Source organism: Ruegeria sp. AM5 (assembly GCF_056540645.1).
In genome coordinates this window covers 1-25,817 of the sequence record NZ_JBQFXC010000011.1, presented here as the reverse complement: position 1 = coordinate 25,817, position 25,817 = coordinate 1, and the positions used below count along the sequence as shown (strand labels likewise).

General features: G+C 57.8%; 28 protein-coding genes and 1 tRNA gene. 15 read left to right on the top strand and 14 right to left on the bottom strand.

The window, feature by feature from the left end:
* Positions 1-5: 5 nt before the first annotated feature.
* Complete coding sequence (locus tag ACR0AH_RS18310; RefSeq protein WP_170398478.1) at positions 6-629, bottom strand: DnaJ domain-containing protein; 624 nt, start codon at positions 627-629, stop codon at positions 6-8.
* A gap of 107 nt (positions 630-736) precedes the next feature.
* On the opposite strand from ACR0AH_RS18310, the gene ACR0AH_RS18305 reads away from it, so the two are divergent.
* The 8 genes from ACR0AH_RS18305 (at position 737) to ACR0AH_RS18270 (ending at position 10,806) form a co-directional block, all read left to right on the top strand.
* Positions 737-991, top strand: coding sequence for a BolA family protein (locus ACR0AH_RS18305; protein WP_170398480.1), 255 nt, complete (start codon positions 737-739; stop codon positions 989-991).
* Between the two features lie 162 nt (positions 992-1,153).
* Complete coding sequence (locus ACR0AH_RS18300) at positions 1,154-2,257, top strand: cytochrome-c peroxidase (protein ID WP_480593141.1); 1,104 nt, start codon at positions 1,154-1,156, stop codon at positions 2,255-2,257.
* An 11-nt stretch (positions 2,258-2,268) separates the two neighbouring features.
* Positions 2,269-3,453 (top strand): cytochrome-c peroxidase, encoded by a 1,185-nt coding sequence (locus ACR0AH_RS18295; RefSeq protein WP_480593139.1) that lies wholly within the window; start codon positions 2,269-2,271, stop codon positions 3,451-3,453.
* 5 nt (positions 3,454-3,458) lie between these two features.
* Complete coding sequence (locus ACR0AH_RS18290) at positions 3,459-4,028, top strand: arsenate reductase (azurin) small subunit (protein WP_170425700.1); 570 nt, start codon at positions 3,459-3,461, stop codon at positions 4,026-4,028.
* A gap of 13 nt (positions 4,029-4,041) precedes the next feature.
* Positions 4,042-6,723 (top strand): arsenate reductase (azurin) large subunit, encoded by a 2,682-nt coding sequence (locus tag ACR0AH_RS18285; RefSeq protein ID WP_170733869.1) that lies wholly within the window; start codon positions 4,042-4,044, stop codon positions 6,721-6,723.
* A 144-nt stretch (positions 6,724-6,867) separates the two neighbouring features.
* A complete protein-coding gene (locus ACR0AH_RS18280; RefSeq protein WP_480593136.1) occupies positions 6,868-9,069 on the top strand; it encodes a HEAT repeat domain-containing protein in 2,202 nt (733 codons plus the stop codon).
* Between the two features lie 14 nt (positions 9,070-9,083).
* Positions 9,084-9,569 (top strand): plastocyanin/azurin family copper-binding protein, encoded by a 486-nt coding sequence (locus tag ACR0AH_RS18275; RefSeq protein ID WP_480593133.1) that lies wholly within the window; start codon positions 9,084-9,086, stop codon positions 9,567-9,569.
* A complete protein-coding gene (locus ACR0AH_RS18270; protein ID WP_480593130.1) occupies positions 9,562-10,806 on the top strand; it encodes a molybdopterin molybdotransferase MoeA in 1,245 nt (414 codons plus the stop codon). The genes ACR0AH_RS18275 and ACR0AH_RS18270 overlap by 8 nt, the downstream gene beginning before the upstream one ends.
* A gap of 153 nt (positions 10,807-10,959) precedes the next feature.
* On the opposite strand, the gene ACR0AH_RS18265 is transcribed toward ACR0AH_RS18270, so the two are convergent.
* From ACR0AH_RS18265 to ACR0AH_RS18230, 8 genes are all read right to left on the bottom strand, one after another.
* Entirely contained in the window at positions 10,960-11,478 is a 519-nt protein-coding gene (locus tag ACR0AH_RS18265) for a GNAT family N-acetyltransferase (RefSeq protein ID WP_170425708.1), read from the bottom strand.
* A complete protein-coding gene (locus tag ACR0AH_RS18260) occupies positions 11,475-12,029 on the bottom strand; it encodes a helix-turn-helix domain-containing protein (RefSeq protein WP_170513838.1) in 555 nt (184 codons plus the stop codon). Before ACR0AH_RS18260 ends, ACR0AH_RS18265 begins: the two co-directional genes overlap by 4 nt.
* A gap of 116 nt (positions 12,030-12,145) precedes the next feature.
* Complete coding sequence (locus ACR0AH_RS18255; protein ID WP_170566792.1) at positions 12,146-13,162, bottom strand: Fe(3+) ABC transporter substrate-binding protein; 1,017 nt, start codon at positions 13,160-13,162, stop codon at positions 12,146-12,148.
* Between the two features lie 141 nt (positions 13,163-13,303).
* Complete coding sequence (locus ACR0AH_RS18250) at positions 13,304-13,867, bottom strand: hypothetical protein (protein WP_170398500.1); 564 nt, start codon at positions 13,865-13,867, stop codon at positions 13,304-13,306.
* 20 nt (positions 13,868-13,887) lie between these two features.
* A complete protein-coding gene (locus ACR0AH_RS18245) occupies positions 13,888-14,409 on the bottom strand; it encodes a hypothetical protein (RefSeq protein ID WP_170425712.1) in 522 nt (173 codons plus the stop codon).
* Positions 14,399-14,785 carry a hypothetical protein gene (locus ACR0AH_RS18240; protein WP_170398504.1) on the bottom strand — a complete coding sequence of 129 codons (387 nt, stop codon included), beginning with the start codon at positions 14,783-14,785 and terminating at the stop codon, positions 14,399-14,401. Before ACR0AH_RS18240 ends, ACR0AH_RS18245 begins: the two co-directional genes overlap by 11 nt.
* Before the next feature lie 185 nt (positions 14,786-14,970).
* Positions 14,971-15,096: a type B 50S ribosomal protein L36 gene (gene ykgO, locus ACR0AH_RS18235; protein WP_005648635.1), complete on the bottom strand. Its 126-nt coding sequence runs from the start codon at positions 15,094-15,096 to the stop codon at positions 14,971-14,973.
* Between the two features lie 92 nt (positions 15,097-15,188).
* Positions 15,189-15,263: transfer RNA gene (locus ACR0AH_RS18230), tRNA-Val, on the bottom strand.
* A 149-nt stretch (positions 15,264-15,412) separates the two neighbouring features.
* Here ACR0AH_RS18230 and ACR0AH_RS18225 point away from each other — a divergent pair.
* Positions 15,413-16,285: an N-formylglutamate amidohydrolase gene (locus tag ACR0AH_RS18225; RefSeq protein WP_480593126.1), complete on the top strand. Its 873-nt coding sequence runs from the start codon at positions 15,413-15,415 to the stop codon at positions 16,283-16,285.
* Positions 16,286-16,287: 2 nt separating this feature from the next.
* On the opposite strand, the gene ACR0AH_RS18220 is transcribed toward ACR0AH_RS18225, so the two are convergent.
* Positions 16,288-17,541 carry a DNA polymerase IV gene (locus ACR0AH_RS18220; protein WP_170566796.1) on the bottom strand — a complete coding sequence of 418 codons (1,254 nt, stop codon included), beginning with the start codon at positions 17,539-17,541 and terminating at the stop codon, positions 16,288-16,290.
* Positions 17,542-17,632: 91 nt separating this feature from the next.
* Between ACR0AH_RS18220 and ACR0AH_RS18215 the strand changes: the two genes are divergently transcribed.
* Positions 17,633-18,031, top strand: coding sequence for an NUDIX hydrolase (locus tag ACR0AH_RS18215; RefSeq protein ID WP_170408240.1), 399 nt, complete (start codon positions 17,633-17,635; stop codon positions 18,029-18,031).
* 260 nt (positions 18,032-18,291) lie between these two features.
* Here the strand turns inward: ACR0AH_RS18215 and pyrF are convergent, their stop codons facing one another.
* Positions 18,292-18,996, bottom strand: a complete 705-nt coding sequence (gene pyrF / locus ACR0AH_RS18210) for an orotidine-5'-phosphate decarboxylase (RefSeq protein WP_170514647.1) — start codon at positions 18,994-18,996, stop codon at positions 18,292-18,294.
* Between the two features lie 141 nt (positions 18,997-19,137).
* Here pyrF and ACR0AH_RS18205 point away from each other — a divergent pair, with 141 nt between their 5' ends.
* Positions 19,138-19,458: a hypothetical protein gene (locus ACR0AH_RS18205; protein WP_170636920.1), complete on the top strand. Its 321-nt coding sequence runs from the start codon at positions 19,138-19,140 to the stop codon at positions 19,456-19,458.
* Here ACR0AH_RS18205 and ACR0AH_RS18200 read toward each other — a convergent pair.
* A complete protein-coding gene (locus tag ACR0AH_RS18200; RefSeq protein WP_480593123.1) occupies positions 19,437-20,021 on the bottom strand; it encodes an isopropylmalate isomerase in 585 nt (194 codons plus the stop codon). The genes ACR0AH_RS18205 and ACR0AH_RS18200 overlap by 22 nt on opposite strands.
* Positions 20,022-20,225: 204 nt before the next feature.
* Between ACR0AH_RS18200 and clpB the strand changes: the two genes are divergently transcribed.
* On the top strand, positions 20,226-22,844 hold the full coding sequence (clpB, locus tag ACR0AH_RS18195; RefSeq protein WP_480593120.1) for an ATP-dependent chaperone ClpB: 2,619 nt from the start codon (positions 20,226-20,228) through the stop codon (positions 22,842-22,844).
* Positions 22,845-22,916: 72 nt separating this feature from the next.
* Here clpB and ACR0AH_RS18190 read toward each other — a convergent pair whose 3' ends face one another.
* A complete protein-coding gene (locus ACR0AH_RS18190) occupies positions 22,917-23,294 on the bottom strand; it encodes a VOC family protein (RefSeq protein ID WP_480593117.1) in 378 nt (125 codons plus the stop codon).
* 40 nt (positions 23,295-23,334) lie between these two features.
* Here ACR0AH_RS18190 and ACR0AH_RS18185 point away from each other — a divergent pair, with 40 nt between their 5' ends.
* The 3 genes from ACR0AH_RS18185 to msrQ all read left to right on the top strand — a co-directional run bounded on the left by ACR0AH_RS18185 (position 23,335) and on the right by msrQ (position 25,524).
* A complete protein-coding gene (locus tag ACR0AH_RS18185; protein ID WP_480593115.1) occupies positions 23,335-23,874 on the top strand; it encodes a winged helix-turn-helix transcriptional regulator in 540 nt (179 codons plus the stop codon).
* 131 nt (positions 23,875-24,005) lie between these two features.
* A complete protein-coding gene (gene msrP / locus ACR0AH_RS18180) occupies positions 24,006-24,905 on the top strand; it encodes a protein-methionine-sulfoxide reductase catalytic subunit MsrP (protein ID WP_170664176.1) in 900 nt (299 codons plus the stop codon).
* Between the two features lie 4 nt (positions 24,906-24,909).
* Complete coding sequence (gene msrQ, locus ACR0AH_RS18175; RefSeq protein ID WP_480593113.1) at positions 24,910-25,524, top strand: protein-methionine-sulfoxide reductase heme-binding subunit MsrQ; 615 nt, start codon at positions 24,910-24,912, stop codon at positions 25,522-25,524.
* 100 nt (positions 25,525-25,624) lie between these two features.
* Here msrQ and ACR0AH_RS18170 read toward each other — a convergent pair.
* Positions 25,625-25,817, bottom strand: a 193-nt coding sequence (locus ACR0AH_RS18170) for a hypothetical protein (RefSeq protein WP_480593110.1), incomplete at its 5' end; no start/stop codon positions are given.

Below are 25,817 nucleotides of genomic sequence, written 5' to 3'. Positions count from 1 at the left end.
GGATACTACTTGAAGCTGCGGCTGTCCTTGATCTGATCCCAGGCCCAGACGACCTCTTGCAACTGCTCTTCCTGAGATCGGTCACCACCGTTCATATCCGGGTGCAGCACCTTGATCAGCTTCTTGTAGGCTTTGCGAATCTCTGCCTTCGACCAGCTATCTTGCGCTTCGAGGATCTCTATCGCGCGGCGCTCGGTCGGCGGCAGGCGTCGACCGCCGGAATTGGCGCGGCCGGGATTTTTGGTGGCGTTTTCGCCTAGAACCTGATGCGGGTCCTCGATCCCCAGACGTGCCCAGGCACGGGCCTCGGGATCGCCCATCGGTTTGGTCTCACGCTCCCACACTTTGTCCTTCGAACGCTGCGCGTTCAGTTCGGCCTCGGTGGTGCCGTCGAAGAAATTCCACTTCTGGTTATATTCGCGCACATGTTGCTGGCAGAACCAGAAAAAATCATCCAGCACGTCCGGAGCTTTGGGCGCGCGAAACTTACCGGGTTCTTCACAGCCCTCATGATCACAGATTCGCACCGAAGTTTCGGACGCACCTGACATACCCCGACGGCCGCGCGGCTTCTTTTTCTTAGCGCTCGACACGGACATATCGAATCCGAAGGGATCTGACTTTACCATCTGCACAACCTCACGAAGGCATCTTTTCGACTCGGAGGCAGCAGTTTAATCTAAGCAGCCGAAAGTAGAAGAGGGGGACGGCAATTTATTTGCCGTTGAGCATAAAAATGAGCGTGACCGACGAAATCCGTGAACGATTGCAGGCAGCATTTAACCCGCGTGAGCTGGAGGTGGTTGACGACAGCGAGAGCCATCGTGGTCACGCTGGATATCAGGAGGGCGGTGAGAGTCATTTCAACGTCCTTATTCGTTCGGCGGCTTTCGAGGGGCAATCCCGCGTTGCCCGCCATCGCGCAGTACATACGGCATTGGGGGATATAGTCCCCCGTATCCATGCGCTTGCTCTGGATATCGACGTCTGACAGTCGCGGCCTTGGTTCAGATAAGCGACGATTACGTCGCCAATTCTCTGCGGATTTAATCTCGATCAAGGCATCGCGATACATGACCCTCTAATATTCGCCTCGTCGATCTCCGGTTAACCGGAGCGATCAGATTTGCGGATAATGAGGGCTTTTTAAATGATGACCAAAGCCAGAACGTGGTTCTCGGCACTGTCGACAGTTTCATTGCTGTCGGTGGGTGTTGCGTTCCCGGTTCACCATGCCCAGGCGGAACAGCCGGGCCCGGTAGAAGCCATTGAGTTCGACCAAGCCAAGGCGGCACTTGGCAAACGTTTGTTTTTTGACCCGCGCCTGTCTGGCGACACCGAACTGTCCTGCGCCAGCTGCCACCAGCCGGAAAACGGCTTTACCGACGGGCAGGCCCTATCGGATGCCTATGCCGGCAGCCTGCATTTCCGCAACGTGCCGACGCTGATTAACAGCGCCAAGCGCGCCGCGTGGTTCCATGACGGGCGCATTGGCACCAACCTCAACGACGCGACCCGCGAAAGCATCACCGAGACATACTCGATGAACATGGATATGCGTTTGATGCAGGAACGCATCAAGCAAGATCCGGTTTATGTCGAGATGTTCGAAGCCGCCGGATTTGGCGAGCCGTCGAACGGCGGGGTCCGTAACGCCATCCCGGAATATCTGAAAACGTTAATTTCGCGCGGCGCGCCGTTCGATTCCGGCGAGATGTCGGAAGACGCCAAGGCGGGTTATGAGCTGTTCAATGCCAGCGGCTGCAATTCCTGCCACTCGGGCGAGCGGTTCACGGATGATCTGCCGCACAATATCGGCGTGGGCGACAACCCCGTTATCTGGGCGACCCCGGAACGTCACATCACCTTTGTGACCATGATGAAGTTCCTCGGCGTCGAGAATTACATGAACCTGCGCGCCGACCCCGGTGCGTATATCCGCACTCACACCGCCGATACCTTCGGCACGTTCATGACCCCCACGCTGCGTGAGCTGACCTATACCGCGCCATATATGCATAACGGCTCGATTGCGACGCTCGAAGACGTGGTGGCCTTCTACAACGCCGGTGGCGGCGACGATAAAAACAAGGATCCGCGCATCAAGCCGCTGAACCTGAACGAGACCGAGCAAGCGCAGCTGGTGGCCTTCCTGAAGACATTGTCCGGCGACCCGCTGACCGGCCCCGACTTCGTCGCCGAGGATATCGATACGGACTATGCGCCGATCGAAAACTGGCAAGACGCGACAAACTGAGGAGTGGACCCATGAAAGACCTTAAGTCTTACCTGTCAGGCACAATCGCCACCGCTGCCCTGTTTGCCGTTCTTGGTTCGCAGGCCATTGCGGAAACCAGTATGGAGATTGAGGCCGGTATCGGCGGCGCAGACCCCGATGTAGACTCGCCGCTGGTGGCGCTGGGCGAGCCGCCGATCCCGCTGGACAACCCGCAAACCGACGCCAAGATCGAACTGGGCAAGATGCTGTTCTTTGATGCCCGTCTTGGCGGGAATCCGTCGACGCCCTGTTCGGCCTGTCACATGCCAGATGTCGGCTGGGACGTCGAGGCACCGATCTCGTTCGGCTATCCGGGCACGACCCACTGGCGCAACAGCCAGACCATCGTGAACTCGGCCTATTACGGCAAGCTGTTCTGGGCAGGTTCCTCGAAAAGCCTTGAGAGCCAGGCCAAATCCGCCGCAGGCGGTGCGGTCGCCGGCAACGGCGAGGCCGACATGATGGAGGCCCGTCTGGCCTTTGTCCCCGATTATGTCGAACGCTTTAACGATGTCTTCGGCGATCAATGGCCGCGCATCAGCAACGCATGGCGCGCCATCGCAGCGTTTGAACGGACCATCGTTCAGACCGACACGCCCTTCGACAACTATCTGCGCGGGGATGATGCGGCGCTAACCGACGAACAGAAACGCGGGCTGGAACTGTTTACCGGCAAGGCGCAATGTTCCGAATGCCATAACGGTGCGTTGCTGTCGGATGAAAAATACTACAACACCGGTGTGCCCGCCTATGACGGTTGGCAGGACGATGGTCTGGCGCAAGTGACCTTCCGGTATGAGCTTTACGCCAAAGGCTCGACCGAAGAAATGTACCGCCACACCAAGGACGACCCCGGCTTCTATTTCCGTACCAAGGAAAAGGCCGACAAGGGGAAGTTCCGCACGCCAAGCCTGCGCTACACCCTTTATACCGAACCCTACATGCATAACGGCATGTTGGAGACGCTTGTGGATGTGGTCGAGTTCTACAACCAGGGCGGCGGCGAGAATGAGTTCTCGGCCAATAAATCTCCGCTGATCCAACCCCTTGGCCTGAATGATCAGGAAAAAGCGGATCTGGTGGCCTTCCTGAAATCCCTGTCCGGTGACGAGATTCTGGTCGAAGAACCTGATCTGCCGGATTACCAGCCGCTTCCCGCGGCAGCAAAGGAGTAAGCGTCATGAAAGATCATAACGCAACCGGATGCAGCTGTTCGGGCGAGGCCAAAAAGGCCTGCACCGTGAACCGCCGCCAGTTCCTGTTCGCCTCGGGTGCCACCACCTTTGCCGTGATGGTGACCATGCCCACCCGCCATGGCCAGGCGGAACAGGTGCCCGCTTTGGTATCGACCTATCCGCGCAAGCTGATCGGCAAACTGTCCGAACTGGAACAGGATGTGCCGGTCGAGTTCTACTACCCGGACGAGGGCGACTATTCGGACTCGATCCTTGTGAAAACCGGCGTGGAAAGCGGCGGCGGCATTGGTCCGCAAAAGGATGTTGTGGCCTTCAACCTCACCTGCACCCATCAGGGCGGGTCGATGTATGACAGCTACAAGCCTGAACATAAGGTGCTGGGCCCGTGCCCGTTGCACCTGTCTACCTATGACGTGACACGGCACGGCATCCTCGTCTCGGGGCAGGCCTACCAATCGTTGCCACAGGTCCTTTTGGAACTGGATGGTGACGATATCTACGCCGTTGGCATGTTCGGCCTGATCTACGGCCGTTACGACAACCTCATTGCATAAGGGAAGCGGAATCATGGCAACCCCGTATTACGTACCCGAAACCAACGTCCCGCTGCCGCCCAAAGGAGCCGAGGTCATCTCGACCGCCTGCGACTACTGCATCGTGGCTTGTGGTTACAAAGTCTACCGCTGGCCCGTGACGGCCAAACCCGGGGGCCCAACTGCGGACGAGAACGCCTTTGGCGAGGATTTCCCCGTTGCACCGTTGGGTGCCTGGGTCGCGCCGAACCAGCACAATATCGTACTGCACAAAGGTCAGCCGCACCACGTGGTGATCATCCCTGACAAGGACACGCAATACGTCAACACCGACGGCGACAGTTCCTTGCGGGGCGGATGTATCGCGCAGAAATGCTATAACCCTCAGACGCCAACACGCGACCGCCTTAAGACGCCGCTGATGCGGATCTATGGCACCTTGATGCCGGTTCCGTGGGATCTGGCGCTGGATGTTGCGGCTGAGGTGGGCAACCACGTGATCGCCAAACACGGCACCAATGCCTATGGTGTGAAGACTTTCAGCTATCAATATATCGAGAACACCTATGCGATCTCGAAATACGCGCTGCGCCATATCAACACCGCAAATTTCACCTTCCACGACACGCCGTCCGACGTGACCTCGACCCCCGGTTTCCGGGACGCAGGTTTCGACAACTTTGGTCCCTCGTACGAGGACTGGCGGGATGCGGAAACCCTTCTGGTCTGTGGCACCGACCCGTATGAGACCAAGACTATCCTATATACCCAGTGGATGATGAAGGGGATGCAGAACGGTCAGAAAGAGATCTATCTGATTCCGCGCCGGTCTGCCGGTGTGGCCCATGCTGAAAAGATGGGTGGCCTGCATATCGACGTTCTGCCCGGCACCGACCTTCTGGTCGTCAACGCCATCGCCCGCGTCATCGTGGAAAATGGCTGGGAAGACAGCGACTGGATCAAGAAATGGGTCAACAACAAATGGGAAAGCTCGTCGGGCTTCGGTCAGGGTACGCGCAACACGCCATGGCAGTGGCGCACGACCTGGGGCAAGTTCCAGACCAAAGGCTTTGAGGATTGGAAAGAATGGCTGCTGTCGCAGGACGAATTCGCGCCTGAAACCGCTGCAGCCATGGCCGAGATCGACGTGCAGAAAATCTATACTGCCGCCGAATGGCTTGCCAAGCCCAAGGCGGATGGCACCCGGCCCAAGACCTCGGTCATGATCGAGAAAGGGTTCTACTGGTCGAACAACACCGGCAACACGCAGGCGATCTCGGCTCTGGGCATCATCTGCGGCTGTGGTGGTCGTCCGGGTCAGGTGATTGGCCGGGCCGGTGGTCACCAGCGGGGCGGCGTGAAGGGCGGGAAATACCCGCGCAACAAGTCGCCCGAGAAACTGCCGGGTCGCCGTCGCCGCGCCATGGATACGGACCGGTATCTGATTGCAGGTCATACCCGTATGGCCCATGTGATCGGCACCACATGGATTCAGGCGATGTGTGGTTCGCAACAGTTAGCTGACAAGTTCGAGGAACTGACCGTACGCAACCCGCATCAGATTGCGTCTTTCGACAAGCAAGAAATGATCGACACGCTGAAGGCCCGCGCCGACAGCGGCGGTATGGTGGTCATCAACCAGGACATCTATCTGCAGGATCCGATCGGCAACCGCTATGCCGACATCGTGTTCCCTGCAGCGACCTGGGGCGAAGAGGACTTTCTGCGCGCCAACGGCGAACGCCGCCTGCGCCTGTATCAGAAGTTCTATGATGCGCCCGGTGCGGCCAAGCCCGACTGGTGGATCATTGCGCAACTGGCACAGCGGATGGGCTTTGACGGGTTCGACTGGCAGAACTCGAACGAGGTTGCCGAAGAGGCCGTGCGCTTTACGCGCGGGTCGCGCAAGGACTTCCACGCGGTCCACCGTCTGGCAAAGAAAGAGGGCAAGGGTCTGCACCAGAAGGTCCGAGAATTCGGCACCGATGGTGTGCAATGCCCGGTCATGCTGGATGCCGACGGTGTCACGCTGATTGAAACCAAGCGTCTGCATGACACAACCCGCACGCTGCCTGATACCGGTGCGGCTGGTGCGGATGTATTCAACAAGAAGCTGACGCACTTCAACAGCCAGACCGGCAAGTGCAACATCCAGAAATCGCCGTGGGGCCTGTTCTCGGATTATTGGGAATGGCTGAAACCCAACAAGGACGAAGGCGAGTTGTGGGCCACATCCGGTCGGATCAATGAACGCTGGCAGTCCGGTTTCGACGACCGCCGCCGCCCGTATATCGTGCAACGCTGGCCGGAGAACTGGGTCGAGATTCACCCCGACGATGCGGCCGAGCGTGGCATCGAAAGCGGCGACTATGTGATGGTCTATTCGGAACGCGTTCCGGGCAACAAGACCACGCTGCTTGGTGTGGAAGGCGATGACTTCCAGTTCTCGAAACTGATGGAGAACGGGCACATCGAACTGACCAAAGCGGCGATCACAGCCGTGGCAATGGTCACGCCCGCCATAAAGAAAAGCGTCGTTTACATGGACTTCCTGCACATGCAGCAGCCCGCCAACGCGCTAGAAGGCCGGATCGTCGACTGGATCAGCGGCAACTACAACTACAAGATGGGCGTTGCCAAGGTCCGCAAGCTGGGGCCGAGCCCCTACAAGACCTCGTTTCGCACGATGTCCTTCGCGCCGCGCGATATCGCCTGACGCTTTTCCGGGGGGCGGACGCCATGCCGCCCCTCGGGTCCGGTTCCGCTGCAGAAGGGACCACCTGGAAGGCAGTCTTCGGTTGGGAAACCTGTCTTCCACTTTCACCCTACCCGTCCCAACGCAAAACATGGCAGACCTGATATGAACATGCATTCCGATACCGCCCTGCGTGACGAGGCCACCAGCCTGTTCTCCGACTACGCAAAATCTGATTATGACGTGATCCGCCTGCGCGCCATTCAGGCCCTGACCGCCATTGGAGCCAGCAACAGCCCGGCCTTGGTCGAGGCGTTGCTGGATGATGACGAAGACGTCCGTCAAGACGCAGCCCAAGCGCTGGGCGCGCTGGGCGTAACGGAGGCCGCGCCGCAACTGCTGGAAAACCTGATCCACGATCCCTGCGGTGAGGTGAAACTGGCCTGCGTCACCGCCTTGGCACAGCTGAACGCCAAGGACGCCACGCCGTACCTGCGCACCCTCGTCACTGGACGCGGCGAGGATATCACGTGGGACGAGGACGAGCTGCATCAGGATGAATGGGACGACTGGCTGGATACCCAGATCGCGGCGATCAAAGCGTTGGGTCGCATGGGCGATGCGGCTGCGATTGAACCCATTGTCATGGCCCTGATGGACGAAGACGGGCAGGAACTGGGGGATGTGGCCTGCGAAGCGCTGGGCCAGATCGGTACGCCGTCCGTGCCGACCTTGGGTGTGTTCGCTCAATCCTCGAACCGCCGTCTGCGTCACCGCGCTCTGCGCACGCTGGCCACCATCGGAGGACCCGAGGCCGAAGCCATCTTGCGCAAAACCACCGCCGACAAGGACGGGGCCGTGCGTCTGATCGCTTATGAGGCGCTGATGCCGGGTGATCCGCTGCTGGTCGAACAGGCGCTGACCGATGCGGTCGAAGACATCCGCATCGCGGCGCTGAACCTTTCGGGCTTTTCGGAGCCCGAACTGCTGGACCGCATGATGCGCGACCCCGGCGCCAAGGTGCAATTGGCGCTGATCGACCGGCTGGACCGCGAAACACCGATAACTGACCAAGAGGATCTGCGCTGGCAGGTGCTGGATTTTCTCGCCACCGGTCAACAGCCCGAGGTCGCGGCACAGGCGCTGGGCCTGCTGGCGGCGTTGGCCCCGCAACTGGTGGCGGATCGGCTGAACGCGCTGTTTTCGGTTGATGCCGATGACCTCAAGGCCGAGCGTCTGCAATGGGCTATCGTTGATGCGCTGGCGACCTCGCCATTGCGCGAGGCGGTAGAGTGGCTGCAGCGCGCCTGTCGTTCGCCCTTCCGGTCGGTGCGGCTAAAGGCTGTTGCGTCGCTGGCTATGATTATCACCGATGCAGACCGCCCGCATGTGAACCAGCAGCAGGGGCGCGAGCTGCTGTTATCCTTTGCGCTGGCCCCGATGCCCGCTGCACCCGAGATCGTGGAGGATACCCCGCAAACCGACATCGCTGCGCTGGAAGAGGCGGGTTTGGATGTGTCTGAAGGTGATGAAAACGGCCTTACCTCCAGCCTCGGCGCGATCCTTGGCCATGACGCTATCGCGGCAGAGATGAAGAAAGAGGCCGAGGATGATGACCTGCACCCCCTGACGCCACGCGAGCAGGCATTGTTGGTCAAGGCCGCCCGCCATCCCAAACGCCGCCGCGTGGCGTTGGATGACAATGCCGAAGCCTTGGAGCGTGAGACCCGCATTTCGGCCATCCGCCTGCTGGGCGACGTCACAGGTATGCAGATCATGCTGGCGCAGATCGCGCAGGACCCCGAGACCGAGATCGCTGCGCAGGCGCTGGCGGCACTGGGCTTGTCGGTCGCGCGCAACGGGTCCGAACTGAAGCAGTCGCATTTGATTGAGCTGATCACACAGGGGCTTTCGCATACCGATGCCAATCTGTCCCTGCAGGCGCTGAACCTGCTGCAACAGGCTGACCTGCCACCGCAGGATGCGCTGCGGGGCAAATTGCGGGCAATGCTGAAAACCGGAGATACTGCCTTTCGTATCGACGCCATGCAGATTCTGACCCGCTGGGACGGGACGGCCGATGTGGCGCGCAGCTTGCTGGACGATGTCTCGGCCCCGGTACGGCAGGCGGCGATGCGGCTTTTGTCTGAAACGGCCCCGGATCAGGCAGGTGCGGCCATCGTACCCTTCCTTCTGGCCAATCCTGAGCAACGGATCGTGACCTATGTCAATGACAGCACCCCTGCCTTGGTGTCCATTGGGCGCGAATTGTTGGCCGGATTGCGCGACGAGAACCGCCGCGCCCAGTGGCCGGTGTTGATCAGCGCTTTGGCCGACCTGTTGGGAGACCCCTACCGGGCGGTCTGAAACCGGAGGGATAGATGGCGATTTCGCTGAAACTAGGCGCGGCGATTCTAACGGGGGCAATGGCTTTTGGTAGTGTCGCACTGGCCGAGGAGATCCCTGAGGTTGCCGTAGTTCATCAGGTCATCGACCTGAACGCCGACACTCCGGCGCATGCATTTCGGTTCGAACCCAAATTCCTGCAGGTTCCCGCTGGGGCGACTGTGCGTTTCAAAGGCTCGACCGGGCGGCACACGGTCACTGCCATTCCTCGAATGATACCCGTGGGCGCGCGCGTCTTCGAGATTCGGGGCAAACCCGAACTGGATCTGACTTTCGAGAAAGAGGGAGTCTACGGCATCCGTTGCCGCGTTCATGGGCGTCACGGAATGGTCATGCTGCTGGTAGTTGGTGATCCAAGCTCGAATCTCGAAGAAGCCAAGGCCTATCTACCTAAACTTGGAGAGGCCGAGCGGGTCGGTTTCGAAGAGCTCTTTGCGTATATTGAGGCCCAAAATGGCTGATGGATGTGCCTGCGACCACCATGCTCATATGTACCTGACCGTAGATGACGCCCTAAGGCGCGGTTTGTCCGTGGCCAACCCCATTACGGATACCGAAACACTACCGCTGGCGCAGGCTATTGGCCGGATACTGGCCGAGAATTGCGACAGCAAGGTAGACATGCCCGCCTTCGATAACTCGGCCATGGACGGCTATGCCGTTCGCAGCGCCGATCTGGGCGAGGGGCCTGTGTTCGAACTGCTAGTTGGCGGGCGCATAGCCGCCGGCGATAGCGGCGCACACGATGCGCCCGATGGCAGTGCCTTGCGTATATTCACAGGAGCGCCGGTGCCGTCCGAGTTCGATGCGGTATTAATGCAGGAAGACTGTGAGTTTCAGTCCGATCGCATCCGGTTCAACCGCCGTCCAAAATCCGGTCAGCATATCCGTCGCGCGGGCGAGGATTTGAAAGCTGGTGCCCCGATCCTGCGGCGCGGGTGTGAAATTTCCGCGCGTGAGGCTGCCGCGTTGGCCTCGGCTGGTTATGGCGAGGTGAAGGTTTTTCGCAAGCTCAAGGTCACGATCTTCTCGACCGGTAGCGAGCTTCGCCAGCCGGGTGAAGCGCTTGGCCCCGGACAGATCTACAACTCGAACCGCTACATGCTGTTGGCTTTGCTGGATAAACCCTGGATCGAACTAGCCGACCGAGGCCCGGTCGAAGATGATCCGGTGCTGCTGAAGCAGGTCTTGAGGGATGCCTGTAATAGCTCGGACCTGATCATCACCACGGGCGGTGTTTCGGTCGGGGACGAAGACCACATGCCGCGCCTGTTCAGTGAAATCGGTGGCAAAACCGAGGTGATGAAAGTGGCGATGAAACCCGGCAAGCCGATCATGTTCGGTTGTCGGGGTGATGCGCTTTATGTGGGCCTGCCGGGAAATCCGGTTTCGGCCTTTGTGACGTGGCAGATCATTGGTGCGCGGATGATGGAACGCCGTGCCGGTCTGCATCGGAACAAACGCACACCCGAGCAGGCGGTTTTGGCAGAACCTCTTCAACGCCGCGCGGGGCGGCGTGAGTACCGCCCGGTAAGCATCGACGGATGTACACCGAATGGCGCACCGCGATTGCGCCTGATGGCCGAGTCTTACAGCGGGCGCGTTGCCCTTCTTGCAAAGGCCGATGGTCTGGTAATTATTCCGGCAGAAACTGAGAAGCTGCCAGCCGGAGAAGCTCTGGAGTTCCTTCGATTCTAGATGGATCCCGATGCGCTTGAGGTATCAAATTCTTTGGTCAACGAGCGCCCTTTGCTGTCGATGGAGCGCGGCTGTAGGCCTTTGGTGCCGACCTATGTCGGGACCTTCGGGGATCGCCGAATGCTCTGTCGCGAATGCGCGCGCGACGGGCAGCTAGGTGACGTCCTTGAACATGTAAGTGGTCGGCTCCAGCCGATCCTCAAACGGGTTTCGGCAATAGTTCGGGATCTCTCCGGCAATCTGAAAACCCATCGACTGATACAGCAAGCGTGAAGGATCGCTGCTACGGGTGTCCAGCACCAGCATCGTGCGTTTCAATTCCCGAGCTCGCTCATGCAGTGCCTCCATCAGCGACCGACCCAAACCGCGACGGCGAGCCTGCGGATGAACCAGCAGCTTTGCCACATCCGCGCGATGTGGCTGGTTTGGCATTGCGGCGGGAATCAGTTGCACCGTGCCCAGAATGCGTCCGTCACCATATGCGACAAACAGATCGAGTGTCTCCGCGCGGAGTTCGGGCTGCACCCTGTCCCGCCAATAGGCGCGGGCATCGTCCCGCGAAAAAGGAAGGATGAACCCGATACTGGCACCGGTATGGACACAGCGGTGCAGGATATCGGTCAGATCCTCAAGCGCTTCGTCGAAATATTCCTGTGGCAATCGCGTAATCATATCAGCACCAACAGATAGCGCGCACCGCGTTTGGGTCCGGTTTCGAACTGCGTTGGCCCCGACAGGTGATAGCGAAGGCAGTCGCCGCCGCTGAGCGCATGGGCAATCCCGTCCACTGTCAACGTTAGCCCTCCATCAAGTAGGATCAGGTGGTGCTCCTGTCCCGGCTTGGGCGGAGTATCGTAGGTGATGACAGTACCTGGGGGCAAATGACCTTCCATTACTTCCCCACTGAGGCCAGTCGCCGGTGGTGAAACCGAACGGCGGGTAAACCCGCTTTCGGGGTCATGCCATTCAGGCTGCTTCTCGAAAGGTACTTTGGGATCGAAACTGTCTTCGACCATCATCAGCAGGCGTGACATGGGCAGGCCGTATGCTGCGCATAAACGGCCAAGCGTTTCAGCGGTAGGGCTGACATCACCGTTTTCCATTCGCGACAGTGTCGCCCGGCTGATCCCACTTTGGTCTGCCAGCTGCTCAAGCGACCAGCCATGACCCTGGCGCAGCTCGTTCAGACGCTTAGCGAGGCGGTTTGATAGTGTGTCGAGCATGGCTCACATATGGGAATCAGTTACGAATATGGGACTATTGCCTTGCTTTACTTCAAACACAATAGAAAAAGGGCGCAGAAATCTGCGCCCTTTTGCTGCTCGGGTATCGGACTGGATTACTTCCAGCCAACTTCGTTAAAGATCTTCTGTGCCTCGGGGATGTTTTTGGCGACTTCTGATAGGTTCACCTTATCCGCTTTGAATTCCCCCAAAGCGGCCACGTTCTCAGCCAGCGCAACGCCTTCGACAGCGGGGAATTCATCGTTTCCGTTCGAGAAGTAGACCTGTGCCTGATCGCTTGCGAGATACTCTAGGAACTTAATCGCGTTCTCTTTGTTCGGCGCGTTAGCTGCGACGCCCGCACCCGAAAGGTTCATATGCGCGCCTTCGGCGTCCTGTGCCGGGAACTGCACGCCGATCATCTCGATATCCGCGCTCAGGTCTTTGACGTCTTTGCGTATGGCGCGGGCGAAATAGTATGAGTTCGAAACTGCAATCTCGCACTCACCCGATACGATGCCGCGCAGTTGGTCGGTGTCACCGCCCTGAGGTTTGCGTGCCATATTGGCAACGATACCTTCGGCCCATTTCCTGGCTTCTTCCACACCGTGATTGGTGATGATCGATGCCAAAAGCGTCTGATTATAGGTATTGCTGGACGAGCGAATGCAAACCAGCCCCTGATACTCAGGCTTTGCCAGATCCAGATAAGTTGCAGGCGGGTTGGCGACATCAGCCTTGTCAAAGAAGATGATCCGTGCGCGCTGCGAAAAGCCGTACCACTGATTGTCTTCGTCCTGTAGGTTCGAAGGGATACGCTCCTCCAATACCGTACTTTCGACTGGTTGCAGGATGCCTGCGTTTTTGGCGCGCGCCAGACGCGAAGTGTCGACCGTCAGCAAGATATCAGCGGGCGAGTTTGCGCCTTCGGCTTCCATCCGCGCGATCAGTTCGTCGGCCTTGCCTTCGATGCGGTTGATGGTGATGCCGGTGGCCTCTTCGAAGTCGGAATACAGGCGTTCGTCGGTGTCGTAGTGGCGCGAGGAATACAGGTTCAGCTCGCCCTCGGCTGCGGCAGAGGTGGCGATCAGGGCCGTCAGGGTGGCGGCAAAGCAGGTAGAGGATTTCAGCATCATTTGTCCCAACATTGAAAATCGTGACGGGAATTAACCCGACTGATTTGGTCAATTAAACGATTCTCGGTGGGATGCAAGGAAATCCGACAAAATTAGTTGGTCAAAACGTCGCTGAACTTACCTTGCCGGACGGCCCCTTCAGGATTGACGCCGCCTACTTTGTTTTCTTTCGGGTTGCGGTGGGACGGGTGACGGTGCCGGCTCGGGGTCCGGATCGTCGCTGAGCACCGGTTCTTTGGTCAGCATCGCCTGTGTTACTGCTTCCATGTATTTCTGCAGCATGACCGGCGGATCGGCTGGGGCCAGTTTGATTGATAGCCTGCTTGCGCCTTCCTGATTATAGGCATAGCGCGAGGAATAACTTGCGTTGACCTGCGCCGCCACGGGTCCCCAGCCACCTTTGACCGATGCGCTGCCTGATTTCTCGGTCTGTTTGGTCATCGAGATCGCCATCTTTACCTCGATCTCGGCCTCTTGCACCGCATAGAACGCGGGCAGGAAACCCATCGACACGAGGCTGAATTCCTTTGGGGGACCATCGGGGTTGGATAGGTCGGGAAGCTGGATCTTCTGATCCGCCATGTATTTGGCGATATCAGTCGAATGTCTATCCAATTCAGTTTGCGACTCTGCCACGGAAATCGCCAGTTTCTGAACCATTTCCGCGAAAGGGACGTTTAGCAGTTCCTGCCCGATACTCATTTCCAATCTCCTTTGTGAATTCAGTCTCTATCAATAATCTTCGTTGCGGACCGTCTTTTGACCGAGAACGAGACCTTCGCTGCGTTCTGGCTGACCGCCTGTTTCTTCGCGTTTGTAGCGAACTGGGCTTTGTCGCCATCCCGACCAAGCCCAACAAAGGCTTCGACCTGGACATTGTCGATGGTGAAATCGTCGCTGCCGTCGGATCCTGCAAGGATCTGTTCGCCCAGGGCCTGCGAAAAAACCTGCGCATCCACGATCTGCGTATCTTTGTCTTCAACCTCTATTCCGCTCTGGCCTCCGGCCATTGGGTTCACCACCGGAGAACCCGAGCCCATCAGCATGCCACTGCCTCCTTCTTCCAGATCGTCGATCTGGTCTTGCAGGTCTTGGATAGTCTCCAGCAACACGACCTCGCGCGCCTCCAGCGCGGTCAGGCGGTTTTCCAATGACTGAAGCAGTGTGGTGAACGCCTCGGGCAGTTCGGTGATGCGCACATCTATAGGATGTTTTTTGGGGGTCTTGTCCTTTTTAGTCGCCATCGACCCCTCCACCGGAACCACCTTCATCCACCGGTCCCGGCGCGAACCGCATCCGCATGGTCGACGCGCTGCTCGCATCGAGCGTATCTGTTTGCGTCAGTTTTGGCCCACACAGAAACGCGCCAATGATCCCGCGTTTGCCTTCTTCTGTGGTGCTGGTCATCTCCATGACGACCTTCAATTCTACATCGACATCCTGCATGTGGTAAAAGACTGGCGGAATGCCCATCTCGCGCAGTTCCTGAGGATAGTTCTTCAGCGCGTTCAACTGATCCAGGCTAAGCTGTTCGGCGGCTTGGGCCACGCTTCGGCCTATATCGGCCACCATCTCGGTCAGGGTTGTTCCTAATAGCGTATCCAGATCATCGTTGGCCAACCCGACCTCCCGTCATAAAAAACAGGGGAAGCGTAGCACGAGACCGTCTCATAACAATACTAAATCTCAGAACCGGACTTTCGGAGCGATTTCCGGCACTTCCGCCGACACGAAAGGGCGCTAGAAGCAGGGCATAAAAAAACCGCGCTCGAAAGCGCGGTTTTTGAATTAAGTTCGTGTAGCCCTTAGCCCTGGCGAGCTTTGAACTTGCGCTGCGTCTTGTTGATCACGTAGACGCGGCCTTTGCGACGCACAACCCGGCAATCACGGTGCCGGTTCTTGAGCGAGCGGAGCGAGTTCTTGACCTTCATGGGTCTGTCTCCAATCTGCGGCGCCTTCATCAAAGACGTGGCCAGCGCCTGGGTTAATCGGGTGCCCCGGAAAGACCAGAGCAATGAATTCATGGTGGGCGGTACAAGGATCGAACTTGTGACCCCTTCGATGTCAACGAAGTGCTCTACCGCTGAGCTAACCGCCCATGAAACCGTTGCGTGACCTGCCCCATAACGAAATGGGGCGCGGAACCCCGCGCCGGTAGCGGGGTCTATAAAAGGAGTCGTTGGGGGGATCAAGGGGTTTGGCAGAACTATTTTACGGTCTATGTTGAGTGCGAACAACGGAGAGCCCATGCCCGACGCCGCCACCAATGCAGCCTATATTCTGGATATGCCCGCAACGCGTACGTCCTGCGTGGTATTTGCCTCGCCCCATAGCGGTCGGACCTATCCCGAGTCTTTGTTGAAGCGGTCTGTTTTGAACCGCAATATGATTCGGTCCTCCGAGGATGCGTATGTCGATCAGCTTTTTTCCTCAGTCGCTGAATTCGGTGCACCGCTGCTCGCCGCGGCCATGCCGCGCGCCTATCTGGACCTGAATCGCAATTCGGATGAATTGGACCCCGCTTTGATACAGGGTGCGCGTCATCACGGACATAATCCGCGGGTTACCTCGGGCCTCGGGGTGATTCCCCGCGTGGTCGCCAACGGCAGGGCGATCTACAGCGGCAAGCTGACTATGGATGAGGCGCGCCTGCGGATCGATACCTATTGGCGTCCATACCATACTCGTCTGAAATCTCTGCTGGCGGAATCGCATCAGATGTTTGGGCAGGCCATTCTGATCGATTGCCACTCGATGCCGCACGAGGCGGTGGCGCTGGCCGGCGGCTCGCGCCGGGCCCGACCGGAAATCGTTTTGGGCGATCGGTTCGGTGCGGCCGCTTCAGGTGTGATCGTTGATCAGATCGAGGCCGCTTTTGCCGACGCGGGTCTGAATGTGGCGCGCAACACGCCTTTTGCTGGGGCCTACGTCACCCAGACCTATGGTCGACCTGCCCGCCATCAGCATGCGGTTCAAATCGAGATCGATCGGTCACTTTATATGAACGAGGAAACGATCCAGCCGAACGGCAACTTTGAGGCGTTGCGTGATGTGTTGCGGCAGGTCACCGCGCAGATCACCAGTATCGGGTCCGATCCAATGTCACTTGCCGCCGAATAGACCTAGCGCAGCGCACGACCTTTTACGATTGCATCACTGCCGAAACGGCGCCGGATTTCGTCCGTCGCACGTTCGGCCTGTGATCGGCGTTCTGCACCGGGATCCAGAAGGTCGCCCGAGATATCGGCCTGATCCTCTGAACACAGGTCAGACAGGCCGCATCCCAAAAGGCGATAGGGACCCTGATCGCCAACCTGATCAAATAGCCCACGAGCGGTGCGATAAATCCGATCCGCTATCTGAGTCGCATCGCGTAGTGATATCCGCCGGGTGATGATCTTGTGGTTGGCCTGTTTCAGCTTCAGCGTCACCACTCGCCCAGCCAATCCCTTGGCTTTGGCCCGGTCGGCTACCTTTTCAGACATACGCCACAGATGCCCGTCCAGAATTTCAAGACTGGCGGTATCCTCGAAAAAAGTGGTCTCATTACTGATCGACTTCATCGGCTCATGGGCCGATACGCGCCGTTTGTCCTGCCCTCGCGCCAGATGCCACAGACGGTAGCCCATTGATCCGAACCGCGCGGTCAGCGCCTCCTGATCCCAGCGCAGAAGATCAGCAAATGTGCGAATCCCTGCGCGATCCAGAGATTCCTGCGCCGCCGGACCAATTCCCCAGATTAATCGCACCGGCCGGTCATGCAGGAAATCAGCCGTCTCGGCCTTGCCGATCACTGAAAAACCCCGAGGCTTGTCGAGATCCGAGGCCACCTTGGCCAGAAACTTGTTATGGCTCAAGCCAATCGATCCCGTCAGGCCCAGCTCATCTTTCATCCTCTTGACCAGACGCGCAAGCATGACCGCTGGCGGTGCACCATGCAGCCGCTCGGTGCCGGATAGGTCCATGAACGCCTCATCCAGCGACAGTGGTTCAACATCAGGTGTCAACTCGTCCATCATGGTGCGTATCTCGCGCGAGACGCTGGCATAGACCGACATGCGCGGTTTGATCACCACCGCTTCGGGGCATAGTTGAAGCGCCTTGAACATTGGCATTGCTGAACGTACCCCGCGAACGCGGGCCACGTAACATGCAGTTGATACCACCCCGCGCTTGCCGCCGCCAATGATCACAGGCTTGTCGGCAAGTTCGGGATTGTCGCGCTTTTCGACCGAAGCATAAAAAGCATCGCAATCCATATGCGCGATCGTCAGGTCAAACAGCTCTAGGTGCGATTTGACCCTCGGGCTACTGCAAGTTGGGCAGCGCGGCCCTTGCTTAATTTCCTTCAGGCAGTCGCGACAGATGGCGGGCATGATGTAGTTTCTTTCCGGCCAGCGGCGGATTGATCAAGACATTCGATAGGTTAATAAGTATCGCGAATGGATAAGGATAAAAAGAGTACCGATGGACTTCGCCGGCGCAAAAATAGCGTTGTTTCTGGGGCGCAAGCTGCTGGTCATTCTAAGAGATGATCGATCAGATATTCCGTTTCCAGGTCATCTCGATTTTCCAGGCGGCGGGAAAAAGTCAGGCGAAACACCGATCGAATGCGCGTTGCGTGAAACAGATGAAGAGGTTGGGCTGCGCCTGTGCGCAACCGATCTTGTCTGGTCACGGCAATATGGTCAAAGCTGGTTCTACGTCGCCCTGCGCCCGCCGGAAGATGTTGGTCTGATCCGTTTTGGGGACGAAGGGCAGGGGTGGAGGCTGATTTGTCCGCAGGATTATCTGTCGAATCCGTTGGCCATTCCAAATTTTGCAGATCGCCTTCGGGATTATTTGTCGGAAACGGCGCAGCTTTGAACGGGACTTCGAAAGAAAACCCCCCGCGCCTGCGGGGGGAGGTAACGAGCCTCAGGAAGAAGAGATGGCCCGTTGGGGAGTGTCTTGCGTGTAGAATCGCCGAAAATGGCGTTTTTCGATAGCCACAAGCCGAACGCCATAAAACTCACGTTTTTCATGTGTGTTTTCGGGCACAGGGACGATTTGGCGCGGTGGCGCGAAAAATTGACCTAACGTCAATTGCTTGAGCACCGTTCCTTCCGCAATTTTTGGCTTTTCGCCTAATGGTGAGTCAATGAATTTAACTCGCTCAAAACTGCTTGTGCGGCGGCTTTGGGATCATCCGCCTGATAAATCGGGCGACCCACGACGATATGATCGGCCCCATCGCCGATTGCACTGGCCGGGGTTGCGACCCGCTTTTGGTCGCCCAAAGCTGCGCCAGCAGGGCGTACCCCAGGGGTTACAATCAAACGACCTTCGGATTGGGGCAGGGCGCGGATTAGCGCGGCTTCCTGAGGGCTGGCGATGACGCCATCAGCTCCGGCCTCGAAAGCCTTGGCCGCGCGTTCTACAACGAGGTCCTGCACGTCACCCGCTTTCAGAAGGCTTGCATCCAGATCGTCCCTGTTCAGTGATGTCAGGACGGTTACCGCCAGAATTTTCATGTCCTTGCCTGCAGCGCCCTCCTTTGCGGCGCGTACGACATGCGGATCACCATGCACCGTCAAGAAGTCCAGATCGAACTGAGCCAACCCACGCACTGCATTTTCTACAGTGTTGCCGATATCGAACAGCTTCATGTCCAAGAAAATGCGCTTTCCGTGATCCTGTTTCAACTCGTTGGCCAATGCCAGACCGCCGCCAGTCAACATACCCAGCCCGATCTTATAGAACGAAACCGAGTCGCCCAGCCGCTCGGCCATGGCTAGACCCTGCAGGGCGTTTGGGACGTCGAGGGCTACGATAAGGCGGTCATCGGACATGGGGCGCTCCTTTTTGGCAAACGTTTGCGTCCTAACGGGTTCAGGGCGATCTGTCCATGTGTGAAGCCCGAGGTGACGCAGTTCACTCACTATTTTGCGCAATGTGCTAAAGTGCCGACGTTCAGAACAGGGATAGAAATGATGAAAAAGGTAATAGTACTTGGCGTGGCACTGATGTTGGCCGCATGCGAAGACGCGCCTCAAAGCGATCCGCCCGAAACCGGTGTCGCGCCGGCTCCAACCAATGACAATCTTCTGTTAGTGCGTGGGTACCGATCGGAAGACGACTGGTGTCAATTGACCGGGGAAACAGCCTATACCGGCAACTTCCTCGATCATACGGCTGATCTGGTTTCATGCCCCACAGGCAGCAGTGCCGAGCAGTCTTTGGTCGAAATGTATAACGCTGAATTGATGGGAGAAACTGGCGGTTATTCCGTCTACTCGATTCCGCGCGGATGACGGCGTCTTGCCACCCAATAAGCATTGAGGGCGATCAGACTGATGCCTGATAGCTCCAGCAGCCAGTTGATACGAATGAACAGGAACTCCGTATTAATCAGCGCGTCGAAATTGTGAAATCCGGCGGCGCGGATCAGCACGAAACAGATCAGGGCGATAAACCCGATCAAAGCTAGGCCGATGTGTCCTAGATGCTTACGCAGGAGCCAAAGGCTCACAAGCGCGATCCAGAAGCCGCTGGACATGACAACCAATATGAACCCAATCTGTACGGATCGACGATCTTCGTACCAGCCCTGTATCTGTGACAGACATCTGGCCGAAGCAGTGAGTGCCGATTGCAGGTCGAGCTGCTTGTTGATCATCAATGCGATCAACAGGAACGACAGTATCAGCCAGAAAAGCCGCACTGTGCGGTTGCCAGGTATTCGCGCGGCTCTGAAACATAGAATGGCGGTTATCCCATAGGCGGCAACGGTGAACCATCCCATGGGACTTGGGTCGCCGATAATGGGAGACCACCGGTCAGTAGTGCAGCGGTAGAGGTCTTGAAGCAGGCTCATCGTTAGGTGTTCCTGAAAACCGTTTGAGTACCATTGGTTTGTGGCAAATTCACATGATATTTCAATGGCAGAGTTTGGGCTGTGTTATTATGCGAAACAGTCTTGAATACACGCCGATATTACCCAAATTGAATGTGAGGCCCAGACCGAGGCGTGCCGCCAAGCGGGCGCATTAAAACGGGTGCTTAAGAAAAGGAGAATACTATGGACTTGAACAAGTTCACCGAGCGGGCACGGGGATTCGTGCAGGCGGCGCAGACTATTGCGCTGCGCGAAGGGCACCAAAGGCTGGAGCCCACACACATACTCAAAGCATTGATGGACGATGATCAGGGGCTGGCCAGCAACCTGATCACACGCGCTGGCGGCGCACCGAACCGCGTGGTTGAGGCGTTGGACGCGGCCATGGGCAAAATCCCGAAGGTCAGCGGCGACGCGAGCCAGATCTATATGGACGGCCAGACCGCCAAGGTTTTGGACGAGGCAGAGAAGCTCGCCACCAAGGCGGGCGACAGCTTTGTGCCGGTCGAACGCGTTCTGATGGCGCTGTGTATGGTGAAATCCAAAGCCAAAGAGGCTTTGGAGGCCGGTGCTGTATCGGCCCAGAAACTGAACGAAGCGATCAACGATATCCGCAAGGGCCGCACTGCTGACACCGCATCGGCGGAAGAAGGCTACGACGCGCTTAAAAAATATGCGCGCGACCTGACCGAGGCTGCAGCCGAAGGCAAGATCGACCCGATCATCGGGCGGGATGAGGAAATCCGCCGTTCGATGCAGGTTCTGTCGCGCCGCACCAAGAACAATCCGGTACTGATTGGTGAACCCGGCGTCGGTAAGACCGCGATTGCCGAGGGCATGGCCCTGCGCATCGTCAATGGTGATGTGCCGGAATCATTGAAGGACAAGAAGCTTCTCGCGCTCGACATGGGTGCGCTGATCGCCGGTGCTAAATATCGCGGTGAGTTCGAAGAACGACTGAAGGCTGTTCTGACCGAAGTGACCGAAGCCGCCGGTGAGATCATACTGTTCATCGACGAGATGCACACGCTGGTAGGTGCAGGTAAATCCGACGGTGCGATGGATGCCGCCAACCTGATCAAGCCTGCGCTTGCCCGGGGTGAGCTGCATTGTATCGGCGCGACGACGCTGGATGAGTACCGCAAATACGTCGAGAAAGACGCGGCCCTCGCCCGCCGGTTCCAGCCGGTGATGGTCACTGAGCCGACAGTTGAGGACACGATCAGCATCCTTCGCGGTATCAAGGAAAAGTACGAGCTGCACCACGGTGTGCGCATCTCGGACTCGGCGCTCGTGTCGGCGGCGACCTTGTCGCATCGCTACATCACTGACCGCTTCCTGCCTGACAAAGCCATCGACCTTGTAGATGAAGCGGCGTCGCGTTTGCGGATGGAGGTGGATTCCAAGCCCGAGGAACTCGATCAGCTGGATCGTCAGATCCTGCAAATGCAGATCGAGGAAGAGGCGCTGAAGCTTGAGGATGATGCGGCATCAAAAGATCGTCTAGAAACCTTGCAAAAGGACCTTGCCGATCTGCAGGAGAAATCCGCCGAGATGACCGCCCAGTGGCAGGCCGAACGTGACAAGCTTGCCGGAGCGCGCGATCTGAAAGAACAGCTCGACAAGGCGCGCGCTGATCTGGAGATCGCCAAGCGCGAAGGCAACCTCGCCAAAGCGGGTGAGCTGTCCTATGGCGTCATCCCCGAGCTTGAGAAAAAGCTGACCGAGGCCGAAAACGCCGAAAGCAACGCCATGATGGCCGAGGAAACGGTGCGCCCAGAACAGATTGCGTCGGTGGTCGAACGCTGGACCGGTATCCCGACCTCGAAAATGCTGGAAGGCGAGCGCGAGAAACTGCTGCGGATGGAAGACGATCTGCATTCCCGCGTGATCGGTCAGGATGCGGCGGTCACTGCCGTTGCCAACGCCGTGCGCCGTGCGCGTGCCGGTCTGAATGACGAGAACCGCCCATTGGGCTCGTTCCTGTTCCTCGGCCCGACCGGCGTGGGCAAGACCGAGCTGACCAAGGCCGTGGCGAACTTCCTGTTCGACGACGACAACGCGATGGTGCGCATCGACATGTCCGAGTTCATGGAGAAACATGCGGTCGCCCGTCTGATCGGTGCCCCTCCGGGCTATGTCGGCTATGACGAAGGTGGTGTGCTGACCGAAGCCGTGCGGCGCAGACCCTATCAGGTCGTGCTGTTTGACGAGGTCGAAAAGGCACACCCGGATGTGTTCAACGTGCTGCTGCAGGTCCTGGACGATGGCGTCCTGACCGATGGTCAGGGTCGTACCGTCGACTTCAAGCAGACGCTGATCATCCTGACGTCGAACCTTGGGTCTCAGGCACTCAGCCAGTTGCCCGAAGGGGCTGACAGTGCGCAAGCGCGGCGGGATGTCATGGACGCGGTCCGGGCTCATTTCCGGCCTGAATTCCTGAACCGTTTGGATGAGACCATCATCTTTGACCGGCTCAAGCGGGCCGGTATGGATGGCATCGTCGATATCCAGATGGCACGTCTGCAGAAACGTCTGGCCGCCCGCAAGATCGAGCTGGCACTGGATGATGGCGCGAAGGAATGGCTGGCAAACGAAGGCTATGATCCGGTCTTCGGTGCCCGCCCATTGAAACGCGTGATCCAACGCGCCCTGCAGAACCCGTTGGCCGAAGCACTGCTGGCCGGTGAGATAAAGGATGGTGAGACCGTTCCGGTGACCGCCGGAACCGATGGTTTGATCATCGGCGACCGGCTGGGAACGTCCGAGCGTCCGCGCCCGGATGATGCAGTCGTGCATTAAATCTCAGGTAATGAAGAGACCCGCCATCCAGGCGGGTCTTTTATTGGTGGCTTGTATTGCGACTAAGAGCGTTCAGGCCTGCCCGGTCAGATCCTGCGCCAGCATCATTGCGTTGCCGTCCGGGTCGTAAAATGTGGCAGTGCTGACCATCCCCTCGATCGTCTCGGTTTCGCCGTCAAACCGAACTCCGGCCCCTTCCAAAGCATCGCGTGCGCTTGCGATATCAGCAACACCAAAGACCGGAACGGTGTTTCCGGGCGCTGGTTCTGCCTGCTCGCCCAAACCAAGGGTGACGCCTTCGGTTTTGGTGAGCATCTCGCTCCAACCCGCCTCATCAATATGATGGATCAACTCAAACCCGAGCTTGTCATTATACCAGCGCGCGCTGGCGTGGCGATCTTTGACCGAAATGGCAAGAGTGATGGTGTTTTCTAAGGAAACGAGGGCCATGGAACTTTCCTTTTGTCCTAAAATAAAGTAAATATATTTTATGGACATAAAATTACTTGTCAAGCTTACCTCCCGGGCCTGGTCGCTGAACATCCTTGCGCAGCTGCACCAGGGGGTTCCGGGCAGGCAGGCCCCATTGCTCGCCGCGACCGGGGCAAGCCGGACGTCATTTGCGGCAAGTCTTGAGCATCTGGTCAGCCTTGGCTTGCTTGAACGGAACCCGGGCCACGGCCACCCTTTGCGCCCTGAATTCCGTTTGACCAAAGCCGGGGTTCAGGCGGCGGCTGTAGCGGCAGAAATCGTGGCCTTGGTGCCGCATGATACCGAATTGAAGCTACTGCGTCGTAGCTGGACGGTCCCTATTCTGGCGTTGACCCGCCAACCGCGGCGCTTTTCAGGGCTCAGGTCGGATCTTCGGGTGATCACTGATCGCGCATTGTCGTCCTCGCTCAAGCAGTTAGAGGCGCAGGACTGGGTTCGGCGCGATATCGAAATTTCGGCCCGGCTGCCTTTTCCGACCTATCAGGCGGTCAATCTTGGGTGCGAAATAAACCGTGTTGTCGGCTTGAACATCGGGTGACCGTTATCCTCGCGCCCAAGCGTACCTAATTTTCGTTACAATCTGTTCGCTCAATCGTGACGCCTGTTTCCTTGGCTCTGTGCTATCAGACCTTACCTCAGTTACGAGGTTAATGGATAACGGAGAACCAAATGGCGCATCGCTGGACCAACAAACTGACGCATGCGGACGTCACCCCAAGGGCGGCGTTTCTGAACCGGCGACAGGTCATGGCCGGTTTGGCGGGTGTCGGGCTGGCGAGCCTGGCGCGGCCAGCGGCGGCCGAGGCGCTTGAACCGAATACCTGGGAAGAGATTACTTCCTACAACAATTATTATGAGTTCGGGACACGCAAGGATGATCCGGCGAAATATGCACACACACTGGTAACCGAGCCCTGGAGTGTAACCATCGACGGTCTGGTCGACCGCCCTGGTGAATATGATTTCAAAGACATCATGTCTGAAATGACTGTTGAGGAGCGAATCTATCGGTTCCGCTGTGTTGAGGCCTGGTCGATGGTGATACCTTGGAACGGGTTTGAACTGGCAGATCTACTCGGCATGGCTGGCGTTCAGGACGGCGCGAAATACGTGGCGTTTGAGACCGCCTATCGTCCCGATGAGATGCCGGGTGTGGCGTATCCGGTACTAGACTGGCCATATCGCGAAGGGCTGCGTTTGGATGAGGCGATGCATCCGCTGACCATTATGGCTACTGGGATCTACGGCAGGGACATCCCGAACCAGAACGGCGCGCCTTTGCGATTGGTGGTACCGTGGAAATACGGCTTCAAATCGATCAAATCGATCGTGCGGATTACCTTGACGGATACCCAGCCTCCGACAAGTTGGAACATGGCAGGTCCTAGGGAATATGGGTTCTACAGCAATGTGAACCCCAATGTGGATCACCCCCGCTGGTCGCAGGCTTCGGAACGTCAAATCGGCGGAGGTCTGTTTGCCAAGCGAATCCCGACGCTGATGTTCAACGGATATGAAGATGAGGTCGCCAGCCTTTACGAAGGCATGGATCTGGCGAAGAACTACTGAGATGATGCGGCGGCTCAACGACCTCTTGCGACGGCTTCCCAATTGGGCTGTTTATCTGCTGGGCGCGCTGCCTGCGCCCTGGTTGTTTTATCAGGGCATGACCGGTGGTCTCGGGATCGAGCCGATCGAGGCGCTCGAGCACGAGTTTGGCGAACTGGCGCTGCAGCTTCTGATTTTGGGTCTCGCGATTTCACCCTTGCGTCGCTTCGCTGGCCTAAATCTGATGAAGTTCCGCCGCGCGATAGGTGTACTGACATTTTCCTATGTCGCATTGCACCTGTTGATCTGGCTGGTTCTGGATGTTCAGATTCCCAGCCAAATCTGGGCGGACATTATCAAGCGGCCCTATATCACGGTGGGCATGGCTGCTTTTGTATTGTTACTGCCGCTTGCAATCACGTCTAACAACTGGGCGGTTCGCCGTTTGGGGCCTCGTTGGCGCAAATTGCATCGTCTGGTCTACCCGGCAGCAATTCTGGGCGCGCTTCATTATGTGATGCTGGCGAAGGGGTTTCAGATCGAGCCATTGGTCTACCTGGCGATTATTCTGGGCCTTCTGGTCATGCGCCTGCCGGTCACATCATTCCTGATCCGGTTTAGGCAAGCCGACTCAGCCTGACTCGTAGGCGAGTCTGTGGGTAACAGTGTGAATAACATATCCATGGCGCTGATTTGCGATGGTCTGTGTCCGCGACATCCGGGTTGAATGGCTGGATATTCTACGTAACAATTTGTTTTTGTATGATAAAATACTGTTTTTGCGTTTTTTTGCGTTTTTTTGATTTTTCCACTTGCGGCTTTTGGGCGATATACTTAGAACGCCCTTCACCGGCGCTGCTGAGGTGCTGGGACGCGGTGGAAGCTGCGGAGACGCTCGGGAGAGACTGGGGGCATCTGAGGTTTTTGATTGGG

What these genes read in the sequence shown, in the direction of transcription:
- ACR0AH_RS18185 (WP_480593115.1), top strand. Translation starts at nt 23,335, where the DNA reads ATGGACATAAAATTACTTGTCAAGCTTACCTCCCGGGCCTGGTCGCTG.
- ACR0AH_RS18270 (WP_480593130.1), top strand. Translation starts at nt 9,562, where the DNA reads ATGGCTGATGGATGTGCCTGCGACCACCATGCTCATATGTACCTGACC.
- msrP (WP_170664176.1), top strand. Translation starts at nt 24,006, where the DNA reads ATGGCGCATCGCTGGACCAACAAACTGACGCATGCGGACGTCACCCCA.
- ACR0AH_RS18265 (WP_170425708.1), bottom strand. Translation starts at nt 11,478, where the DNA reads ATGATTACGCGATTGCCACAGGAATATTTCGACGAAGCGCTTGAGGAT.
- ACR0AH_RS18220 (WP_170566796.1), bottom strand. Translation starts at nt 17,541, where the DNA reads ATGCCCGCCATCTGTCGCGACTGCCTGAAGGAAATTAAGCAAGGGCCG.
- ACR0AH_RS18260 (WP_170513838.1), bottom strand. Translation starts at nt 12,029, where the DNA reads ATGCTCGACACACTATCAAACCGCCTCGCTAAGCGTCTGAACGAGCTG.
- ACR0AH_RS18215 (WP_170408240.1), top strand. Translation starts at nt 17,633, where the DNA reads ATGGACTTCGCCGGCGCAAAAATAGCGTTGTTTCTGGGGCGCAAGCTG.
- ACR0AH_RS18225 (WP_480593126.1), top strand. Translation starts at nt 15,413, where the DNA reads ATGCCCGACGCCGCCACCAATGCAGCCTATATTCTGGATATGCCCGCA.
- ACR0AH_RS18255 (WP_170566792.1), bottom strand. Translation starts at nt 13,162, where the DNA reads ATGCTGAAATCCTCTACCTGCTTTGCCGCCACCCTGACGGCCCTGATC.
- ACR0AH_RS18200 (WP_480593123.1), bottom strand. Translation starts at nt 20,021, where the DNA reads ATGAGCCTGCTTCAAGACCTCTACCGCTGCACTACTGACCGGTGGTCT.
- ACR0AH_RS18190 (WP_480593117.1), bottom strand. Translation starts at nt 23,294, where the DNA reads ATGGCCCTCGTTTCCTTAGAAAACACCATCACTCTTGCCATTTCGGTC.
- ACR0AH_RS18295 (WP_480593139.1), top strand. Translation starts at nt 2,269, where the DNA reads ATGAAAGACCTTAAGTCTTACCTGTCAGGCACAATCGCCACCGCTGCC.
- ACR0AH_RS18290 (WP_170425700.1), top strand. Translation starts at nt 3,459, where the DNA reads ATGAAAGATCATAACGCAACCGGATGCAGCTGTTCGGGCGAGGCCAAA.
- ACR0AH_RS18280 (WP_480593136.1), top strand. Translation starts at nt 6,868, where the DNA reads ATGAACATGCATTCCGATACCGCCCTGCGTGACGAGGCCACCAGCCTG.
- ACR0AH_RS18305 (WP_170398480.1), top strand. Translation starts at nt 737, where the DNA reads ATGAGCGTGACCGACGAAATCCGTGAACGATTGCAGGCAGCATTTAAC.
- ACR0AH_RS18250 (WP_170398500.1), bottom strand. Translation starts at nt 13,867, where the DNA reads ATGAGTATCGGGCAGGAACTGCTAAACGTCCCTTTCGCGGAAATGGTT.
- ACR0AH_RS18310 (WP_170398478.1), bottom strand. Translation starts at nt 629, where the DNA reads ATGGTAAAGTCAGATCCCTTCGGATTCGATATGTCCGTGTCGAGCGCT.
- msrQ (WP_480593113.1), top strand. Translation starts at nt 24,910, where the DNA reads ATGCGGCGGCTCAACGACCTCTTGCGACGGCTTCCCAATTGGGCTGTT.
- ACR0AH_RS18275 (WP_480593133.1), top strand. Translation starts at nt 9,084, where the DNA reads ATGGCGATTTCGCTGAAACTAGGCGCGGCGATTCTAACGGGGGCAATG.
- ykgO (WP_005648635.1), bottom strand. Translation starts at nt 15,096, where the DNA reads ATGAAGGTCAAGAACTCGCTCCGCTCGCTCAAGAACCGGCACCGTGAT.
- pyrF (WP_170514647.1), bottom strand. Translation starts at nt 18,996, where the DNA reads ATGTCCGATGACCGCCTTATCGTAGCCCTCGACGTCCCAAACGCCCTG.
- ACR0AH_RS18205 (WP_170636920.1), top strand. Translation starts at nt 19,138, where the DNA reads ATGAAAAAGGTAATAGTACTTGGCGTGGCACTGATGTTGGCCGCATGC.
- ACR0AH_RS18300 (WP_480593141.1), top strand. Translation starts at nt 1,154, where the DNA reads ATGACCAAAGCCAGAACGTGGTTCTCGGCACTGTCGACAGTTTCATTG.
- clpB (WP_480593120.1), top strand. Translation starts at nt 20,226, where the DNA reads ATGGACTTGAACAAGTTCACCGAGCGGGCACGGGGATTCGTGCAGGCG.
- ACR0AH_RS18285 (WP_170733869.1), top strand. Translation starts at nt 4,042, where the DNA reads ATGGCAACCCCGTATTACGTACCCGAAACCAACGTCCCGCTGCCGCCC.
- ACR0AH_RS18245 (WP_170425712.1), bottom strand. Translation starts at nt 14,409, where the DNA reads ATGGCGACTAAAAAGGACAAGACCCCCAAAAAACATCCTATAGATGTG.